The organism is Phenylobacterium sp., assembly GCF_036263695.1.
Taxonomy (GTDB): Bacteria; Pseudomonadota; Alphaproteobacteria; order Caulobacterales; family Caulobacteraceae; genus Phenylobacterium.
This window is the reverse complement of record NZ_DATAGM010000457.1, coordinates 1-16031: the sequence shown is the minus strand read 5'-3', so window position 1 is coordinate 16031 and position 16031 is coordinate 1. Positions and strand designations below refer to the sequence as shown.

21 protein-coding genes are annotated in these 16031 nt (G+C 69.4%); 10 read left to right on the top strand and 11 right to left on the bottom strand.

Annotation, left to right across the window (positions count from 1 at the left end; all coding sequences use genetic code 11):
• The 3 genes from VHK87_RS18445 to VHK87_RS18435 all read right to left on the bottom strand — a co-directional run.
• Positions 1-452 (bottom strand): DUF6468 domain-containing protein (locus VHK87_RS18445; protein ID WP_329636357.1); only part of this gene is annotated, 452 nt, incomplete at its 3' end.
• On the bottom strand, positions 449-1447 hold the full coding sequence (gene fliM, locus VHK87_RS18440) for a flagellar motor switch protein FliM (protein WP_414694167.1): 999 nt from the start codon (positions 1445-1447) through the stop codon (positions 449-451). The genes fliM and VHK87_RS18445, both read right to left, overlap by 4 nt.
• A 155-nt stretch (positions 1448-1602) precedes the next feature.
• Positions 1603-2229, bottom strand: coding sequence for a flagellar basal body-associated FliL family protein (locus VHK87_RS18435; RefSeq protein WP_329636355.1), 627 nt, complete (start codon positions 2227-2229; stop codon positions 1603-1605).
• Positions 2230-2448: 219 nt separating this feature from the next.
• Here VHK87_RS18435 and flgF point away from each other — a divergent pair, with 219 nt between their 5' ends.
• From flgF to VHK87_RS18400, 7 genes are all read left to right on the top strand, one after another.
• Positions 2449-3186, top strand: a complete 738-nt coding sequence (gene flgF / locus VHK87_RS18430; protein ID WP_329636354.1) for a flagellar basal-body rod protein FlgF — start codon at positions 2449-2451, stop codon at positions 3184-3186.
• 17 nt (positions 3187-3203) lie between these two features.
• Positions 3204-3992 (top strand): flagellar basal-body rod protein FlgG, encoded by a 789-nt coding sequence (flgG, locus tag VHK87_RS18425; protein WP_329636353.1) that lies wholly within the window; start codon positions 3204-3206, stop codon positions 3990-3992.
• Positions 3992-4747: a flagellar basal body P-ring formation chaperone FlgA gene (flgA, locus tag VHK87_RS18420; protein WP_329636352.1), complete on the top strand. Its 756-nt coding sequence runs from the start codon at positions 3992-3994 to the stop codon at positions 4745-4747. Before flgG ends, flgA begins: the two co-directional genes overlap by 1 nt.
• 12 nt (positions 4748-4759) lie before the next feature.
• Positions 4760-5497, top strand: coding sequence for a flagellar basal body L-ring protein FlgH (gene flgH / locus VHK87_RS18415; RefSeq protein ID WP_329636351.1), 738 nt, complete (start codon positions 4760-4762; stop codon positions 5495-5497).
• Positions 5498-5559: 62 nt separating this feature from the next.
• Complete coding sequence (locus tag VHK87_RS18410; RefSeq protein ID WP_329636350.1) at positions 5560-6033, top strand: hypothetical protein; 474 nt, start codon at positions 5560-5562, stop codon at positions 6031-6033.
• A gap of 64 nt (positions 6034-6097) precedes the next feature.
• A complete protein-coding gene (locus tag VHK87_RS18405; protein ID WP_329636349.1) occupies positions 6098-6598 on the top strand; it encodes a hypothetical protein in 501 nt (166 codons plus the stop codon).
• On the top strand, positions 6598-7104 hold the full coding sequence (locus tag VHK87_RS18400; RefSeq protein ID WP_329636348.1) for a hypothetical protein: 507 nt from the start codon (positions 6598-6600) through the stop codon (positions 7102-7104). The genes VHK87_RS18405 and VHK87_RS18400 overlap by 1 nt, the downstream gene beginning before the upstream one ends.
• A gap of 296 nt (positions 7105-7400) precedes the next feature.
• Here VHK87_RS18400 and VHK87_RS18395 read toward each other — a convergent pair whose 3' ends face one another.
• The 3 genes from VHK87_RS18395 to VHK87_RS18385 are packed head-to-tail and all read right to left on the bottom strand — an operon-like array spanning position 7401 to position 9003.
• Positions 7401-7808 carry a DoxX family protein gene (locus VHK87_RS18395; RefSeq protein WP_329636347.1) on the bottom strand — a complete coding sequence of 136 codons (408 nt, stop codon included), beginning with the start codon at positions 7806-7808 and terminating at the stop codon, positions 7401-7403.
• A 24-nt stretch (positions 7809-7832) separates the two neighbouring features.
• Positions 7833-8654 carry a class III extradiol ring-cleavage dioxygenase gene (locus VHK87_RS18390; RefSeq protein WP_329636346.1) on the bottom strand — a complete coding sequence of 274 codons (822 nt, stop codon included), beginning with the start codon at positions 8652-8654 and terminating at the stop codon, positions 7833-7835.
• Between the two features lie 31 nt (positions 8655-8685).
• On the bottom strand, positions 8686-9003 hold the full coding sequence (locus VHK87_RS18385; protein WP_329636345.1) for a DUF2218 domain-containing protein: 318 nt from the start codon (positions 9001-9003) through the stop codon (positions 8686-8688).
• A gap of 100 nt (positions 9004-9103) precedes the next feature.
• Between VHK87_RS18385 and VHK87_RS18380 the strand changes: the two genes are divergently transcribed.
• Positions 9104-10000: a LysR family transcriptional regulator gene (locus VHK87_RS18380; protein ID WP_329636344.1), complete on the top strand. Its 897-nt coding sequence runs from the start codon at positions 9104-9106 to the stop codon at positions 9998-10000.
• A gap of 74 nt (positions 10001-10074) precedes the next feature.
• On the opposite strand, the gene dxs is transcribed toward VHK87_RS18380, so the two are convergent.
• From dxs to VHK87_RS18355, 5 genes are all read right to left on the bottom strand, one after another.
• Positions 10075-11988 (bottom strand): 1-deoxy-D-xylulose-5-phosphate synthase, encoded by a 1914-nt coding sequence (gene dxs, locus VHK87_RS18375; protein WP_329636343.1) that lies wholly within the window; start codon positions 11986-11988, stop codon positions 10075-10077.
• Between the two features lie 22 nt (positions 11989-12010).
• Positions 12011-12892, bottom strand: coding sequence for a farnesyl diphosphate synthase (locus tag VHK87_RS18370; RefSeq protein WP_329636342.1), 882 nt, complete (start codon positions 12890-12892; stop codon positions 12011-12013).
• Positions 12892-13134 carry an exodeoxyribonuclease VII small subunit gene (locus VHK87_RS18365; protein ID WP_329636341.1) on the bottom strand — a complete coding sequence of 81 codons (243 nt, stop codon included), beginning with the start codon at positions 13132-13134 and terminating at the stop codon, positions 12892-12894. The genes VHK87_RS18370 and VHK87_RS18365 overlap by 1 nt, the downstream gene beginning before the upstream one ends.
• Positions 13135-13273: 139 nt before the next feature.
• A complete protein-coding gene (locus VHK87_RS18360; RefSeq protein ID WP_329636340.1) occupies positions 13274-13891 on the bottom strand; it encodes a histidine phosphatase family protein in 618 nt (205 codons plus the stop codon).
• A gap of 49 nt (positions 13892-13940) precedes the next feature.
• On the bottom strand, positions 13941-14873 hold the full coding sequence (locus tag VHK87_RS18355) for a histone deacetylase family protein (RefSeq protein ID WP_329636339.1): 933 nt from the start codon (positions 14871-14873) through the stop codon (positions 13941-13943).
• Between the two features lie 33 nt (positions 14874-14906).
• On the opposite strand from VHK87_RS18355, the gene VHK87_RS18350 reads away from it, so the two are divergent.
• On the top strand, positions 14907-15443 hold the full coding sequence (locus VHK87_RS18350) for a GNAT family N-acetyltransferase (RefSeq protein WP_329636338.1): 537 nt from the start codon (positions 14907-14909) through the stop codon (positions 15441-15443).
• Positions 15444-15596: 153 nt separating this feature from the next.
• The coding region (locus VHK87_RS18345; RefSeq protein WP_329636358.1) for a recombinase family protein at positions 15597-16031 on the top strand (435 nt) is incomplete at its 3' end.

The window sequence follows — 16031 nt, the reverse complement described above, 5'->3', positions numbered from 1 at the left end:
AGGGGCCGCTCGGCCCTCGCCGGCGGCTCCGGCTCGGGCGCGGCGCGCCGACGCTGGGCCTCGGCGAGCAGCGCGCCGAGGCGCCGGTCGCGGGCGCTGAGCTCGAGCACGTCCTCCCCGCCCGCCTGGGCCGCCGGGGCGCGGGCGGCAGGCGACCGCGTCGCCGCGGATTGGGCGGCGGCGGTCAGCGTCTCCAGCTTCGAGGCCAGCTCGCGGCCCTTCTTGATGCGGTCGGACAGCAGCTCCATGGCCTCGTCGCCGCCGGCGCGCAGTTCGGCCAGGCCCCGTTCGGCCCGGGCCGCGGCGGCGTTGAGGTCGGCGACGGCCTTCGCGAAGCCGGCCTGGCTCTCGCGCAGGGTCTTCAGCCGCCCGTTCAGCCGCCACCCCATGGCCAGGGCGGCGGCCAGCAGCGCGGCCAGCAGCAGGTTGAGCCCGATCGCGACAGCGCTCATGAGGACCTCTGCACGGCGCGGCGGGCGTGGGGCGACAGGGGCGCCTCCACCCGGACGGCGATGTGGTGGTTGCGCCGACCCATCCGGCCGACGGTGAGCGGGATCGACCCGGCGCGGAGTTCGACCGCGCTGTCGGGCGTGGCGTTGAGCATCAGGGTGTCCCCCTCCTTCAGCGCCAGCACGTCCTTGAGCGGGATCTGCAGCTCGTCGAGGACCGCGCGCACCTCCATCTGCGTGGTCCACAGCTCGGTGGCGAGGTGGCCTTCCCAGATGTTGTCGCGGCCGAACTTCTCGCCCATGAACTGCTGCAGCAGCAGTTTGCGGACGGGTTCGAGCGTGGCGTAGGGCAACAGGAGCTCGATTCGGCCGCCCCGGTCCTCCATGTCGATGCGCAGCTTGACCAGGATGGCCGCGTTGTTCGGTCGCGCGATGGCGGCGAAGCGCGGGTTGGTCTCCAGCCGGTCCAGCGTGAAGTTGATCGGCGCGGAGGGACGCAGCGGCTGGAAGGCGGTCTTGGCGTCGGCGAGGATCACCTCGACCATCTTCTGCACCAGCACCCGCTCGATGGTGGTGTAGGGGCGGCCTTCGATGCGCATGGCCGCGGTGCCGCGCCGGCCGCCCAGCAGCACGTCGACGATCGAGTAGATCAGGTTCGAATCGACGGTCAGCAGGCCGTAGTTGTCGAGCTCCTCGGCCTGGAAGACCGACAGGATGGCCGGCAGCGGGATCGAGTTCAGATAGTCGCCGAACCGGATCGAGGAGATGTTGTCGAGCGAAACCTCGACGTTGTCCGAGGTGAAGTTGCGCAGCGACGTCGTCATCAGCCGCACGAGGCGGTCGAAGACGATCTCCAGCATCGGCAGGCGCTCGTAGGAGACCAGCGCTGAGTTGATGATGGCCCGGATGCCGGTCCGCTCGGCGGCCTCGTCCTCAGTGAGGTCGAAGCCCAGCAGGCTGTCGATCTCGTCCTGGTTGAGGATCCGCTCCGCGCCCATCAAGGCTTCGGGATCGGGGGTGTCCTCCCAGCCGTCGGCGGCGGCGGCCTCGCCCTTCTCGGCGGCCTCGGCGTTGGCGGCGGCGGCGGCGGCGATGGCCGCTAGGGGGTCGATCTGGTCACTCATGGCGGGGCGTCACGAGGCGCGGAAAGCGCCTAGTTGATCAGCATCTCCTCGATGAGCACGGCGTTCACCTTGGCCGGCGCGACCACAAGGTTCACCCGCCGCAGGATCTCCATGCGCAGCTGATAGCTGCCCTGGCTGCCGTTCAGGTCCTCGGGGCGCAGCTCGCGCAGGAAGGTCTGGAACATGTCCTGGAGCCTCGGCATGTTCGGATCCAGCACCTCGACGGTGTGCTCGTCCGGCAGCTCGAAGGTCAGCTTCAGCTTCAGGAAGGTCGGCCGCCCGTCCGCCGTCTGCATGTTCACGACGATGTCGGGCAGGGTGTAGAACGTGACGCCGTCGGGTCCCTCGCGGATCACCGCCGCGCCGGGCTCGGCCTTGCCGCCCTTGGCATCGTGGCCGCCCTTCTTCTCCTTCTTCTTCGGCTTGGCCTTCTCGCCATGGGCGTCGGCCTTTTCGCCCTTCGGGGCGAGGAACATGTAGGCCGCGCCGCCCCCGCCGCCGAGCACCACCAGGGCGCCGGCGGCGCCCATCAGGATCAACTTCAGCGGAGGCTTCTTCTTGCCCTCCGGGGCCTCGCCTTCGGCGCCTTCGGCCTCGGGGACCTCGGCCTCGGCGGCCTCGGCCTCTTCCGGCTTCGGCTTCTTTTTCCCGAACACGCGCGCGTTCCTTAGATTCCTTGTCCGCTCGTGTGTGCGCCCGATTGGTTAACGGGTCGTTTTTAGAGCTTGTTAAGGCGGCAATTCCCGGCCCGGAAATTTCCGCCGACCGGCCGCCGTTAACCTTGTTTTCCGCTGATTAGATTGGGTTTTCAGACTGGCCCGAAGCTTGCAGCAAGCCTTGCGACCAAACTGTCGCAACGGGCCCCAAGCTTTACGATGGACAACGCGCTCTACGTCGGACTTTCGCGGCAGATCCTGCTGCGCCGCGAGCTCGACATCGTGGCCAACAACATCGCCAACGCCGACACCACCGGCTTCAAGGTCGAGTCGCTGATGGCGCGGGCCGAGCCGGCCGCTCCGGCCCACACCGCCGATGGGCCCAAGCCGGTGAAGTTCGTCGTCGCCAACGGCGTGGCCCGCGACTTCGGCCAGGGCGCCTTGCGTCAGACGGGCGGCAGTTTCGACCTGGCGATCGAAGGTATGGGCTTCTTCCAGGTCGACACCGCCGAGGGCCCCCGGTTCACCCGCGACGGCCGCTTCCGCTTGGACGACACCGGCCGGGTCGTCAGCCAGACCGGCCATCCGGTGCTCGGCGACGGCGGCGAGGAGATCCTCGTCGACCCGACCCGCGGCGCGGTCGCCATCGCCAAGGACGGCACGCTGAGCCAGGGCCAGGAGCGGGTCGGCAAGATCGGCGTCTTCACCTTCGACGACCTGACGGTCCTCGAGAAAACCGGCGACAACCAGCTGAAGAACGCCTCCAACCTGCAGCCCCAGCCGGCCGCCGACGCGGTCGTCCGCCAGGGCTTCCTGGAAGGCTCCAACGTCAATCCCATCGTCGAGATCACCCGGATGATCGAGGTCAGCCGGGCCTACCAGTCGATCACCAAGATGATGGATTCCGAACAAGAACTGGCCCGCCGCTCGGTCGAGCGGCTGGGTCGCGTGCAGTAAGAGGAAGGGCTCAAGCGATGCAGGCTCTGCGCACCGCAGCCACGGGCATGAGCGCCCAGCAGCTGAACGTCGATCTGATCTCCAACAACATCGCCAACATGAACACCGTCGGCTTCAAGCGCCAACGGGCCGAGTTCCAGGACCTGCTCTACCAGACGCTGGAGATGCCGGGCGCGCAGTCCTCCGACCAGGGCACCGTGGTGCCGACTGGGGTGCAGATCGGGGCCGGCGTGAAGGCGGGCTCCACCTACCGTATCCACCAGCAGGGCTCGCTGACCCGCACCGACAACCCCTACGACCTGGCGATCGGCGGCCGCGGCTTCTTCCAGGTGCAGATGCCCTCGGGCGAGATCGGTTACACCCGGGCCGGCAACTTCTCGGTCAACAACGAGGGCCTGCTGGTCACCGAGGACGGCTACGCCATCGAGCCGGCGATCAACGTCCCGGCCGACGCCACGAACGTCTCCATCTCCAAGACCGGCCAGGTCCAGGCCGCCACCGCCGGCCAGACGGAGCCGCAGGTGCTGGGCCAGCTCGAACTGGCCACCTTCGTCAACGAGGCCGGGCTGATGGCCATCGGCGACAACCTCTACCTGGAGACCACCGCCTCCGGCGCGGCCACCGTGGGCGCGCCGGGCGCGGAGGGCGTCGGCGACCTGATCCAGGGCCACATCGAAAGCTCCAACGTCGATGCGGTGAGCGAGATCACCGCCCTGATCGTCGCCCAGCGCGCCTACGAGATGAACTCCAAGGTCATCTCCGCGGCCGACGAGATGCTGCAGACCGCCAACCAGGTGAGCCGCTGATGGTTCGCCAGGTGAGGACCTGGGCCGGCGTCGTGGCCGGGCTGGCCGGCGTGGTGTGGGCCTCCTGGGCCTGCGCCGGCACACCCGTGGTGCTCAAGGCCGAGACGCTGGACGACGATGGCATGGTCACCCTGGGCGAGCTGTTCGACGGCGCCGGCGAGGCGTCCAGCGTGCCGGTGGCGGCCAAGCCCGGCCGCTCGGTGGTGCTGAACGCCGCCGCGGTGCAGTCGCTGGCCCGCCGCTCCGGCCTCGACTGGGCCAACGCCCAGGGCGTGCGCCTGATCGCCGTCCGCTCGGGCGAGGCCGCGAGCGCCGCCCCGGCCGCGGTGTCCCGCGCCAACGTGGAAGTCCTGACCTACGCCCGCAGCCTCTCGGCCGGCGAGATCGTGGCCCCCGAGGACCTGGTCTGGGCCAAGGTCGCCGCCGCCCCGGCCGACGCGCCCAGCGACGCCGAACGGGTGATCGGCCTGGCCGCCAAGCGCCCCTTGAGAGCCGGCGCCGCAGTCTCGGCCCGCGACGTCTCCGCACCGCAGGTGATCAAGAAGGGCGAGATGGTGCTGGTCACCTACGCCGACGGCCAGATCACCCTCACCCTGCAGGCCAAGGCCGTCGGCTCCGCCGCCGCCGGCGAGACCTTCAACGTCCAGAACCCCAGTTCCAACAAGGTGCTGCAGGCGCTCGCCACCGGCCCCGGGGAGGCCCTCGTCGGCCCCGCGGCGGTCCAGCTCCGCGCCCGCTCCTTCGCGTCCCGCTAGAGGCCCATCCCCATGCGTCCGCTCCTGATCGCCCTCGCCGCCCTGGCCCCGCTCTGCGCCTGCACCACCGTCAAGGAGGCCGTGCAGGGCCCCGACCTGACGCCGGTGCGCTACCCGGCCGCCCTGGTGCCCCAGCAGCAGGAGGTGATGAGCCTGGCCTCGTCGCGCGAGCCGGCGCCGCAGCCGGCCTCGGCCAACTCCCTGTGGCGCTCGGGCGCGCGGGCCTTCTTCAACGATCAGCGGGCCAATCGGGTGGGCGACATCCTGACGGTGCAGATCGAGATCGACGACTCGGCCAAGACCACCAACGCCACCAGCTCCTCGCGCACCGCCAACACCCAGGCGGGGGTCGAGAACTTCTTTGGCCTGGAGTCGAGCCTCGGCCGGGTGTTCCCCGGCGGCTTCGATCCGGCCAACGCCATCAACACCGGCTCGACCACCTCCAACGCCGGCGCCGGCTCGGTGAACCGGGCCGAGAAGATCAACCTGACCATCGCCGCGGTGGTCACCGCCGTGCTGCCCAACGGCAACATGATGATCCAGGGCACCCAGGAGGTGCGGACCAACTACGACGTGCGCCAGCTGGCGGTCAGCGGCATCGTGCGGCCGGAGGACATCTCCAGCGCCAACACCATCCGCCACACTCAGATCGCCGAGGCGCGGATCAGCTACGGCGGCCGCGGCGACATCAGCCGCGTGCAGAAGACCCCGGCCGGGCAATCGATCGTCGAGCGGTTCACTCCGTTCTGATCCACGTCAATGAACCTCTGCCGCTCTCAATAGTTAATGAGTGACGTCCGGGAGCGTCACTCATGCGCCGTCGCGCTGTTCTTACCCTCGTTGCATCCTGCTTCGTCGTCGCCTGCGCCAGCCAGGGCCAGGGCGCCCTGCCGGGGCTCGCCTGGTCGCTCTACGAGAGCGAGGGGGAAGGCGCCAAGCTCGCCTACGGCGCGCCGGCCAGCGACAACGTCGTCCTGATGCTCACCTGCCAGCCGCATTCCGGCCAGGTGATGGTCTCGGCGACCACCTCCGACGAATCGGCGCTGATCCGGCTGAAGTCGGCCGGTCAGACCGGCGACTTCTTCGGCGAGGCCGGCCCCTCGGGCATCGGCGGCGGCGCCTATGTGGAAGCCTCGGCTCCGGCTGACCACCCCGCCCTGGCGCGGTTCGCGCGCACCGGCGAGCTGTCGCTGGAGGAAGCGCACCACTCGGCCCGGCTGCCGGTGCGGATCGCCGAGCGCGGCCGGATCCGCGACTTCTTCGCCGCCTGCCAGGCCCAGGCCTGATCCTCATCGGAGCGAGGCTGCGCGTCGCACTGGACCGGCGCGGGCGCGATGCTAGCTTGGCCGCATGAAAACCCTCCCCGTTCTCGCCGCGCTGGCCGTGCTCAGCGCCCTTCCCGCTCAGGCCCAGGAGTTCCAGTGGCGCTTCCGCACCAGCCCCGGCCATAGCCACCTGGTGTTCGGCCCTGAGGGCAGCGACGTGGGCGACCTGTGGTTCCGCTGCCGCGACGCCAGCAACCGCGTCGTCGTCGCCTTCAACGTCGAGCGCCGGATCGGCGTCGAGCTGCGGGGCACCAGCTACTATGACGAGGCCGGCCGCCCGGCTCCCTGGCCGGTGCGGGTGACCGTCGCCTCCGGCCGCCACCGCGCCGCCCTCAGCGGCCAGGCGCACCACGACGAGGCCCGGCAGGCCTCCTTCATCACCGCCGACTTCCCGATGGGCGGGCCGGTGCTGTCTGAGTTCGGCCGCAGCGGCGAGTTCGCCGCCACCGCCTTCGGCGAGACCACCAGCACCCCACGGGCCCCCGCGGAGCTGGTGCGCCAGTTCCTCGAGGCCTGCCAGCCCTGATGCGGGCCGCCCTCCTTTCGCTCGCCCTGCTCCTCGCCGGGGGCGCCGCCCAGGCGCAAGAGGCCGATCCCGCGCCTCGCTGGATCGGCGCGGTGGAGAAGACCGAGGCGCACCTGACCTACGCCGTGCCCGAGTCCGATGAGGTGGAGCTGTCGCTCAGTTGCACCCGCAAGACGGGCCAGATCCGGATCCTGTTCCCGGTCGAGCAGCGACTGGCGGCGACCCTGCGCGGCTCCACCTGGCTGGACAAGGTGGGTCGCCCGGCGCCGTGGCCAGTGAGCGTCACCGTGACCTCGGGCGTGCAGTCCACCACTGTTCGCGGTCAGGCAGACGCCGACGAGCTGGCCGGCGGCTCCACCGTCACCGTCGAGCTCACCGACCGCGCCCCGGTGATGCAGGCCTTCGCCAAGACCGGCGAGCTGCGGGTGGCGGCGCTCGGAACCACCGTCTCCGTGCCTCCTGCGCCCCGCCGCGACGCAAGCAGGCTGGTAAGGGCCTGTCGTTAGTTGCGGGGTGACTGGTTGCGCCCGCAAGGCGCTGCCTGTCACCGTTCCGCGCCGGGGGCCTGCACTCATAAGCGGATGAGCACCGGACACTGCGAAGATCCGAGAAGGGTGGTTAGCGGACATTCAGTCAGGGGAGGAGCTGGCCCCGCGCAGCTGCGAGCCGCCTCCCGCTGTCCGTCATCTTTGTTCGTTGCGCCCGTAGACCCGGCCGTTGCGCTTGCCGATAACAGAGGTTCTCATCTGTCGTTTCCGTGGGTTGGCGGGCGCCGCCGGGGGGACCGCGCCGCTTAAAGTGGCTAAGCCGTTGCGTTGCCGCGTCGACGGCGGATCAGCGCGTCGAGGCTCCACGCGCCGGGGCCGGCGAAGATCAGGTAGAAGAAGGCGAAGCAGAACATGATCGCCGTCTCGCCCTGGTTGAGGACAGGCCAAAAGCCCTGCGTCGCATGACCCATGAAGTAGGCCGCAGCCATCGTGCCCGATGCGAGGAACGCGGCAGGGCGGGTGAAGAGGCCGAGCACGATCAGAGTTCCGGTGACGAGCTCAATGACGCCGGCGGCGACGATGATCGGGGGGAGCGGGCCAGGCATGGGCATAGCCGCGGGAAAGGCGAAGAACTTCATCGTTGCATGCTGCAGCATCAGCAACGCGGTCATAACCCGGAGCGCGGCGAGCGCGTGGGGCGACCATCTCTCGAGTTTGGACATCATTATCACTCCTGAGGTTGGCGCTTACTGCGCGGTTGGGGCTTCGCCGAAGCGGAAGCTGGAGGCGGTGATGCCGCCGAACAGATCTTTCTGGTGATAGACGACCACGCCGGGCTCGTTCTCAGCAGCTCCAACGGCGGCCATCAGGGGCACGAGGTGGTCTTCCTGTGGGTGAGCGGCGCGAGCGAGCGGCGCCCGCTCCCACTCGACCAGGCGCGAGCTCCGCTCCTCCGGTGAGGCCTTCGTCAAGGTGTCGTGCAGCCAAGCGTCGAACACGCGAGACGGCTCGGCTCCAACGTCGCTGCGGGCGTCCCGGAGGTTGTGGTAACTCAGGCCGCTGCCAATGATCAGCACGCCCTCGTCACGCAACGGCGCAAGCAGGCGGCCGAGCCGCACATGGAGCTCCGGGTCGTAGCTGACGTCTATAGACAGCTGCACGAGGGGAATGTCCTCCCCCGGATAGAGCGGCTTCATGACACTGAACGTGCCGTGGTCGTAACCCCGCTGCGGGTCGAGCCGCGCCGCAATGCCGCCCTCGGACAGCAGCTGCTGCACTCGCGCTGCAAGGTCGGGCGAACCGGGAGCCTTGTATTGGATCTCGTAGGTGTGCGGCGGGAAGCCGGAGTAGTCGTAGACCATCCCCGGCCGCTCACCGGAGGAGATGGCGAAGCCTCTCTCTTCCCAGTGGCCGGTGATGACGAGCACCGCCCGGGGCGCGTCGCCTAGCTCACGACGGATGTCCACGAGGGATTGTTCAAGCTGGTCGAACATGCGGCGGAACGGGCCGTCAAGGTAGGGCCATGGGCCACCGCCGTGGCTGATGAAATAGGTCGGCAGACGGGTCATCATGTGGATCCTTGCGGATAGCTGTTGGGGCTCAGCGCCAGTCGAAGGCGAGCGGCGCCTCGCGGAAGGCGAAGCGGTCCAGGTGGCTGGCGACGGCGCCCTTGATCGCTTGCAGCTGCTCAGGGGCCGAGGCGTCGACGCGCACGTCTAGCGCGCTCTCCAGCGCTCTGAGCGTCACTGTCGCCTCGGCAGGGAAGCTGCTTCCGCGTGCGTCCCTGGGGAAGGTGATCTTCCCCTCGGTGGGCGTGAACTCGACCGCCAGATTGTGGGACCAATGCTTGCAAAGCTGCTGCAAGTAGCGGCTGGCGCTCTTGGTCGGCACGGCTGCGGCAGCGGATTGATCATTCATTGGGGGGCTCCGTCGTTCCTGTGACGAAGAGATAGACTCGCCAGACCCCCGCCAGGAGAGATAAAAGATCGATCCCATCCATCTGGATGCGAGATAGGTTATGTTCGGAACAGTGACGCTCGATCAGCTGAAGGTGCTCGTCACCATCGAGGAGACCGGCAGCTTCTCGGCCGCTGGGCGCAAGCTGAAGCGTGCCCAATCGGCCATCAGCCACGCGGTGATGACGCTTGAGAGCCTGCAGCGCGTTCAGCTGTTCGACCGCTCAGGCCGAGCGCCGGTGCTCACGGAGGCGGGGCGGGCGCTTGCCAGCCAGGCGCGTCACGTGCTTCGGCAGGCCGAGCTGTTCGAGCGGACGGCGAGCGCCATCGCGAGCGGCCTTGAGCCGGAGCTGACGTTCTCCGTCGACAGCATGGTCCCGTCGGAGCCCGTGATCCGAACGCTTGCCATGCTTCAACAGCGGTTTCCCGACCTGACCGTGACGCTTTTCACAGAGGCGCTCGGGGGCGCCGAGCGGCGTGTGCGGTCCGGGTCCGCCGCCCTGGGCCTCTGCATGCTCTTTCCCGTCCAGGTGCAGGAACTGCAAGCCTACCCAGTCACGTCCATAGAGCTGGTCCCTGTCGTCGCCCCGTCACACCCCTTGGCGCAGGAGACGCGCCGCCTGGAACGGGAGGTGCTCGCCGAGCATGTTCAGCTGGTGCTGACGGACCCCGAGAGCCAGGGCGGCGGCCCGAGCTATAGCGTCGTCAGTCCTCGGGTATGGCGCTTCGTGGACCTTGGGCGGCGGCTGGAATTCCTGCTGGCAGGCTTTGGCTGGGCGACGATGCCGCTCCACCTCGTCGAGCCGCATCTGTGCAGCGGCTCCCTTAAACGCCTACCCATTGAGGACCCGTCCATTCTCCCGGGATCCATCCCGATTTACGCGGTGCACCAACGCGCCCGCCCGCTTGGCACCGCCGCCCGGTCCCTCCTCCACGACCTACAGCAGCTGAGCAACTGAACGTCCGCACAGGGTCGAAAGCGATCGTTCTGGTCCGCGCAGGAAGCGGACCTCGCCACGTTGTGAGTCCGCCCCTAGGCTCGCCGCCCCGCAGCCGACGCATTGTCCACACCGAGGGCGGCCAGCGCCGAGCGGACGATGCCGTCGGCGTCGAGCCCGGCCTGGGCGTACATGGCCTCGGGCTTGTCCTGGTCCTGGAAGATGTCGGGCAGGGTCAGGGTGCGGATCTTCAGGCCGCGGTCGAGGGCGCCGTGCTCGGCGAGGGCCTGCAGCACGAAGGCGCCGAAGCCGCCCATCGCCCCTTCCTCGACGGTGATCAGGCACTCGTGCTCCCGCGCCAGGCGCAGCACCAGGTCGAGGTCCAGCGGCTTGGCGAAGCGGGCGTCGGCGACGGTGGCGGTGTAGCCGCGGGCGGCCAGCAGGTCTGCGGCGCGCAGCGACTCGGCCAGCCGCGTGCCGAAGGAGAGGATGGCGACGGCGTTGCCCTCGCGCACGATGCGGCCCTTGCCGATCTCCAGCGGCTCGGCGAGGTCCGGGATGGCGACACCGGTCCCCTCGCCGCGCGGATAGCGGAAGGCGCTCGGGCGATCGTCGATGGCGGCCGCGGTGGCGACCATGCGCGCGAGTTCGGCCTCGTCGGCGGCGGCCATCACAACCATGCCCGGCAGCGCGCCCATGTAGCCGACGTCGAATGAGCCGGCATGGGTCGGCCCGTCGGCGCCCACCAGCCCCGCCCGATCGATGGCGAAGCGCACCGGCAGCCGCTGAATGGCCACGTCGTGCACCACCTGGTCGTAGCCCCGCTGCAGGAAGGTGGAATAGATCGCCGCGAAGGGCTTCATGCCGTCGGCCGCCAAACCTGCGGCGAAGGTCACAGCGTGCTGCTCGGCGATGCCGACGTCGAACATCCGCTCCGGAAAGCGCCTGGCGAACAGGTCGAGGCCGGTGCCGCTATCCATGGCCGCGGTGATGGCGACGATCTTGTCGTCCCGCTCGGCCTGCTTGATCAGCTCTGAGGCGAACACCTTGGTGTAGCTGGGCGGGCCGCCCGAGCCCTTGGACTGCTCGCCCGTGACGACGTTGAACTTCTGGACCCCGTGGTACTTGTCGGCGGCGTTCTCGGCCGGGGCGTAGCCCTTGCCCTTCTGGGTGACCACGTGGACCAGCACCGGCCGGTCCTTGATCTCGCGGGCGTTCCTCAGCACCGGCACCAGGGCCTCGAGGTCGTGCCCGTCGATGGGGCCGACGTAGTAGAAGCCCAGCTCTTCGAAGAAGGTCCCGCCGGTGACCATGCCGCGGGCGAACTCCTCGGCCTTGCGGGCCGCTTCCTGCAGCGGCTTGGGGAAGGCTTTGGCCATAGACTTGCCGACCCGGCGGATCTGGCGGTAGCCGCCGCCGGAGACGAGGCGGGCCATGTAGGCGCTCATCCCGCCCACCGGGGGCGCGATCGACATGTCGTTGTCGTTGAGCACGACGGTCAGCTGCTTGGTGGTCTCGGCGGCGTTGTTCATCGCCTCGTAGGCCATGCCGGCGCTCATCGAGCCGTCGCCGATCACCGCCACCACCGAATTGTCCCGGCCCTCGCGATCGCGGGCGGCGCAGAAGCCAAGCGCGGCCGAGATCGAGGTCGCCGCGTGCGCCGCGCCGAACGGATCGTATTCGCTCTCCGCCCGCTTGGTGAAGCCCGACAGCCCCCCGCCCTGGCGCAGGGTGCGGATACGGTCGCGGCGGCCGGTGAGGATCTTGTGCGGATAGGCCTGGTGGCCGACATCCCAGATCAGGATGTCCTTGGGCGTCTGGAAGACGTGGTGGAGGGCCACCGTCAGCTCGACGACGCCCAGGCCCGCGCCCAGGTGCCCGCCGGTGTGGCTCACGGCTTCGATGGTCTCGGCGCGCAGCTCGGCCGCCAGCTGGTGCAGATCGCCCTGCGCCAGCCGGCGGACATCGGCGGGCGAATTGACCTTGTCGAGGAGGGGGGCGTGGGTCATCGGGGCTCTGGGCTGTCCCAAATCAATTGCGGCGCTCTAGCACGAAATCCACGCTAGCCCGCAGGATTTCGGCCTGGCGGCCAAAGGGGTCGAGGTGGGCCTTGGTCTGCTCGGCGAGCAGGGCGAGCCGCTCCTTCGCGGCCTCGGCGCCGAGTAGAGTCACATAGTTGGTCTTGCCCTTCTCCGCATCCTTGCCCGCCCGCTTGCCGAGCTTTTCCGGGTCGCCCTCCGCGTCCAGCAGGTCGTCGACGATCTGGTAGGCCAAGCCGAGGTCCTGGGCGAAGCCCATCAGGGCGTGGCGCTCGGCCTCGGCCGCATGCGCCACCACCAGCGGCAGCTCGAAGGCGCAGGCGATCAGGGCGCCGGTCTTCATCCGCTGCATCCGGGCCACGCCGCCGAGGTCCCCCCCGACGCCGACCATGTCGATCATCTGGCCGCCGACCATGCCCCGCGCGCCGCTTGCCAGCGCCAGCTTGAGGATCAGCTCCGAACGGATCGAGCCGTCCTTGTGGGTGTCCGGATGGGCGAGGATCTCGAAGGCGACGGTCTGCAAGGCGTCGCCGGCCAGCACGGCGGTCGCCTCGTCATAGGCCTTGTGCACCGTCGGCCGGCCGCGGCGCAGGTCGTCGTCGTCCATGCACGGCAGGTCGTCGTGGATCAGGCTGTAGGCCTGGATGCACTCCAGCGCGCAGGCGGCGCGCAGCACCGGCCGCTCGTCCAGCTCGAACATCCGGCCGGTCTCGATGGCGAAGAAGGTGCGCAGCCGCTTGCCCGGCCCCAGCACCGCGTAGCGCATGGCCTCGGTCAGCCGCGACTCGGGGCCGTCGGCGCGGGGCAGCAATTCGTCGAGGGCGACGGTCACCAGATCCGCCGCCTCCGCCACACGCCTGGCGAGGTCGAGCATCAGCCGAACTCGGCCGGCTCGACGCCCTGGGGTCCCCCCTGACCCATGACGATCTTCTCGACCCGCAGCCGCGCGGCCTCCAGCCGCTTCTCGCAGTGGGCCTTCAGGAGCGCGCCGCGCTCGTACATCTGGATCGACTGCTCGAGCGGCGCCTGGCCGGACTCCAGCCTGGCGACGATGGATTCGAGCTCGGCCAGCGCCTGTTCGAACGAGAGGGTTTCGATGTCGGGGGCCTCGGCCATGACGCTCCTTTCCGCGAGCCGGCAACCTAGAGAGCGGGCGCGGGCCCCGCAACGGGGCGAAGGCCAGGTGCGCCGAAAAGGCGCCGGAGGTGCACATCTCTTCTCTCCTCTCCCACTCGTAGGAGAGGAAAGACTCCCGCTAGACCCGCTGGAACTTGCGCATCGACCAGTACTTGTAGCCCTGGCTCAGGACGCAGCGCCAACCTCTGCGGCGCAGGGCGCGGCCGATCATGAAGTTGAAGAAGCCGTGGGCCAGGACGACCACGTCCTCGCCGCCCTCGGCCATGTCGATCAGCATCTCGGCCGCCTCCTCGGCTCGCCGGACGGCCTGGGCGCGGGTCTCCTCGCCTTCATGGTGGTTGAAGCACCACCACCAGACCCGGGCGAAGAAGCCCCAGAACTTGGGGGACATCTTGATCCAGGACGGCCAGTTGGGCGGCGGCAGCGGCGCCTCGACCAGGAGGTCGTGCTGGGCGAACTGGCGCTCTCCGGCCAGGGCCTTGGCGCTCTCGATGGAGCGCAGCCGCGTGGAGGAGACCAGGGCCCCGCACCTGGCGACGAATTGCATCAGTTCGTCCGGCGGCGTCTGGCCAGGCAGGATGCCGAGCACCTCGTAGCTGGCCCAGAAGCGGCGGTATTCCTGGGCCGAGAGCAGCACCTTGCGCGACAGCGCCGGCTCGCCGTGGCGGGCCAGCACGATCGCGCCGGCCCTCTGGGCGACGGCTTTGGGCGGCGCGGCGGTCAGGGCGTCTGCCATCGGTTCGGAAATTATGCGCCTCGCCCCACGAGAGCCAACCATGGCCCCGTTACGCCTCCTGCAGCGCCCGCACGTGCGCCAGCGCCGAACGGCCCAGCGCCTCCAGGTCGTATCCGCCCTCGAGCGAGGAGACAACCCGGCCCTTGGCGTGGGTCCGCGCGACGTCCAGCACCGCCCGGGTGGCCCAGGCGAAGTCCTCTTCGCTGAGATTCTGACCGCCGTCGGCGCCGCCGATCGGGTCGCGCTGATGGGCGTCGAAGCCGGCCGAGACGATGATCAGGTCGGGCGCGAAGCCGTCCACGTGGCTCATCAGCTTGAGGAATTCGGCGCGCCACAGGCTGGCGGGCGATCCCACCGGCACGACCGCGTTGCAGATGTTGGACGCCGCCGGCTCGGAGGGATGACCGGTGCCCGGCCACATCGGCCACGACTGGACGGAGGCGAAGAACAGCCCCTCTTGCTCCGAAAAGGCCGCCTGGGTTCCGTTGCCGTGATGCACGTCGAAATCGACCACAGCCACCTTCGAAAGCCCCGCCTCCTGCGCCGCCTTCGCCGCCACGGCGACGTTCGAGAAGATGCAGAAGCCCATCGGCAGGCCGGGCTCGGCATGGTGGCCTGGCGGACGGACCGCGCAAAAGGCCCGCTCCACCTCGCCCGCGGCGACATCGCGCACGGCGGACACGACGGCGCCGGCGGCCCGCCGCGCAGCGATCAGGCTGCCGGCCGACATCGCGGTGTCGGGATCGAGTTGCCGAAGACCTGCTGTCGGGGCGGCCGCGAGGATCGCCTCGATGTAGGCCTTGTCGTGGACGCGCTCGAGGTCGGCCAACTCGGCGAGCGGGGCGTCCATCAGTTCCAGGTCGAGGTCGGAGGCGTCCTCGAGGGAGTCGATCACCGCCTTCAGGCGCGCCGGACGCTCCGGGTGGCCGTCTCCGGGGCGGTGGTCGAGCATGTCCGGGTGCGTGTAGAGAGCGACAGACATGTGGCCATTCTAGCGCGGATCACCGTCCTTTCGATGCAAGAACCGACAATCCGCCGGGCCGGGTCCGCCGACGCCGCCCGGCTGGCCGACCTCGGGGCGGCGACCTTCACCGACACCTTCGCGCATCTCTATCCGCCGGAGGACCTGGCGCACTTCCTGGCGGAGACCCACGCCGAGGGCGCTCACGCCGAGATCCTGGCCGATCCGCGCCAGGCGGTCTGGCTGGCGATGGCGGCCGACCGGCCGGTCGGCTACGCGCACGCCGGCCCCTGCAACCTGCCGCATGCCGACGTCACCCCTCGCTGCCTGGAGCTGAAGCGCCTCTATGTGCTGAAGCCCTGGCAAGGGGCGGGCCTGGCCGCGCGGCTGATGGACGAAGCCATGGGGTGGATGACGGCTCGGGAGCCGCCGGGCGTCTTTCTCGGCGTCTGGTCGGAGAACCACCGCGCCCAGCGGTTCTACGCCCGCTACGGCTTCCGGGCGATCGGCGAGTACGAATTCCCCGTCGGGGCGAGCCGAGATCAGGAATTCATCTACAAGCTGCACGCTGCGCATAGAAATTCTACATGAGGGGCAACTTGGGCTGAACGCGCGCCCAGTTTTTCGCCCAGAACCCCCTACTTCCGCAGATTTATTGCGTAGAATTAACGTGAGACACTTTGACGGAAGACCCCTGGTTTGCGATTTTGCCCTGGGGGAAGGCATCTGTAGGCGGCGGGAGTGATGGTGCGGATTGGCTATGTGCGTCTGCGCGACGAAGCGTCGGCAGAAGACAGTGGGACTCTCAAGGCGATCGGCTGCCACGTGGTGCGGGCCGAGGAGCCGGCGAGCCCCTACGACTCCGGCGCCTCCGTGCTGACCGCGATCCTCGATTTCATCGGCGACGGCGACCAGCTGGTGGTCACCCGGCTGGAGCACCTGGCCCACTCCACCCGCACGGTGCTGGAGGTGATCGACCGCCTCGAGGAGAAGGGTGCGAGCCTCTATGTCGTCGAACCCGAGATCACCACCCAGGGCGAGGGCGGAAAGGCGCTGCGGGCCGTGCTGCAGGCGGTGGCGGGCGTCGAGCGCCCCCTGCCCATGCGCCGCCGCCGCACCGCGCCCCCGGCCCACGAGATCCGCGCCCTGCAGCAGGCCGGCCACGGTCCCGTCGAGATC